The 2,619-nt window shown below is 74.4% G+C and carries 1 protein-coding gene; it reads left to right on the forward strand.

All coding sequences use genetic code 11. The features are described from left to right. On the forward strand, positions 1 to 2,619 hold a 2,619-nt coding region (locus GTW67_RS20895; RefSeq protein ID WP_161166330.1), incomplete at both ends, for a type I polyketide synthase.

Genomic DNA, 2,619 nt, shown 5'->3' on the forward strand with positions numbered 1-2,619 from the left:
GTGTTCGCGGGTTCGGGTGCCCGCCGCGTCGACCTGCCCACCTACGCCTTCCAGCACGAGCACTTCTGGCTCAAGACGCCGGCTTCCCGCGTAGGTGACGTGGCGGCTGTCGGTCTCGGCTCGGCGGATCACCCGCTGCTGGGAGCAGTGGTGTCGCTGGCGGACGACTACGGACTGGTCCTGACGGGCCGCTTGTCCCTGGCGGCGCAGCCGTGGTTGGCCGATCACCTCGTGCTGGGCCGGGTGGTCGTGCCCGGCACGGCGTACGTGGAGCTGGCCCTGCGGGCGGCGGACGCGGCCGGCAGCCGGGTGCTGGAGGAGCTGACGCTCCAGGCCCCCTTGGTGCTGCCCGAGTCGGGCGCGGTGCAGGTCCAGGTCGTCGTGAGCGGCACGGACGACCCGGAGCGCCGCGCGGTGGGAGTCTTCTCGCGCCCCGAGGGCGACGACGACGCACCGTGGACCTGCCATGCCAAGGGCCTGCTCGCCCTGTCCGAGACCGAGGCCGGTGAGGAGCGGCACCCGTTGGCCATGTGGCCGCCCGCGGACGCGGCACCGCTCCCGGTGGACGACCTGTACCAACGACTGGCCGGCCTGGGTCTCGACTACGGCCCGGTCTTCCGCGGCGTACGGGCGGCCTGGCGGCAGGGCGACGATGTGTTCGCCGAGGTCGCCCTCCCGGAGGAGGAGCGGGACGACGCGGGCCGCTACGGCATCCACCCGGCACTGCTGGACGCGGCGCTGCACGTGACCGGCGTCGGTCATCTGACCGGCTCGGATGCGGGCGACGGCGGTGCGGGGGAGCCCGGTACGGCGCGGCTGCCGTTCGCCTGGACCGGGGTCTCGCTGCACGCCACCGGCGCCTCCATGCTGCGGGTCCGGCTGACCAGGGCCGGGGCCGACGGCGTATCGCTGCTGGTCGCCGATCCCGCCGGAGCGCCGGTGGCGTCGGTCGGCTCGCTGGTGGGCCGTCCCGTCGCCCCGGAACTGCTCGAGAGCGCTGCCCGGCCGTCGCTGGACTCGCTGTACGGGGTGAGCTGGGAGGCACTCCCGACCAGTGCCGCACCGACCGACGCCGCTCGACAGTGGGCTCTGCTCGGCACCGACCCCTCGGGCACCGAAGCATTCCGCGACACGGCCGTGCGGCGGGCGGCGACCCTCGCCGAGCTGCCCACAGCCACCGAGGGGTCGTTCCCGGACGTCGTGGTACTGCCGTGCGTCTCCCCGACGGAGACGGACGACATCCCCACCGCCGTGCGCGAGCTGACCGGCCGCGCGCTGCACGCCGTACGGGAATGGCTCGACAGCCCGGCCGCCACCGGCTCGAAGCTGGTCTTCCTGACCCGGGGCGCCATGGCGACGGCCGCCGGTGAGGACGTCACGGACGTGGCGGCCTCCGCGATCTGGGGCCTCGTCCGCTCCGCGCAGACGGAACACCCGGACCGGTTCCACCTGGTCGACCTCGACACCTGGGAGGCCGCAGACGACGCCGTACACGCGGCCGTCGCCGCCGAGGAACCCCAGATCGCCGTCCGGGCGGCCGAGGTACGCGCTCCCCGCCTGGTCAGGGCGTCCATACCGACGACCGACGGTGAGGCGAACGCCCCCTGGAGCGCCGAGGGCACCGTCCTGATCACCGGCGCCAGCGGTCTCCTGGGCGGCCTGGTCGCCCGCCATCTGGCAGCCGAGCACGGCGTACGGCACCTGGTGCTGGTGTCGCGCCGAGGAGCGGACGCCACCGGAGCACCGGAACTCGCCGCCGAACTGGAGTCCCTGGGCGCCGACGCCGTCTTCGAGGCCTGCGACGTGACGGACCGTGACGCGCTGGCCGGCGTACTGGCACGCATCCCCGACAGCGCGCCCTTGCGCGCGGTGGTGCACGCGGCGGGCGTCCTGGACGACGGCGTCGTGGACGCGCTGACGCCCGAACGGATCGACACCGTCCTGCGACCGAAGGCGGACGCGGCCCTGCTCCTGCACGAACTCACCCGGGACCTGGACCTGTCCGCGTTCGTGCTCTTCTCCTCGGCCGCGGCGGTCTTCGGCGCCGCCGGCCAGGCCAACTACGCTGCGGCGAACGCCTTCTTGGACGCCCTGGCAGCACACCGGCGGGCGCACGGCCTGCCCGCCGTCTCGCTGGCCTGGGGCTTCTGGGCCGAGCGCAGCGAGATGACCGGCCACCTGGCCGACACCGATCTCGCCCGCATGGCGCGCGGCGGTGTCGTACCGCTGTCCACGCGGGAGGGCCTCGCGCTCTTCGACGCGGCGACCGCCGGGGACCAGGCACTCCTCGTCCCGGTACGGTTCACCGGCGCCGCCCTCCAGGGCGGCAACGGACCCGTTTCGCCGCTGATGCGCCGGCTGGTGCGTCCCCGCGTGCGACGCGCCGCGGCGGCGACGGCGCCCGACACGGCCGACGGCCTGGCCGGCACCCTCGCCGGACTGCCGGAGACCGATCGGGAACAGACCGTACTGGACCTGGTGCGCACCCAGATCGCCTCCGTACTCGGCTACGCGACACGCGACGCGGTCGCAGCCGACCTGGCCTTCAAGGAGTTGGGCTTCGACTCGCTGACGGCGGTGGAGCTGCGGAACCGGTTGAACGGGGCCACGGGTCTGCGG

Origin of the sequence: Streptomyces sp. SID5910 (genome assembly GCF_009862125.1) — a bacterium.
Lineage (GTDB): Bacteria > Actinomycetota > Actinomycetes > Streptomycetales > Streptomycetaceae > Streptomyces.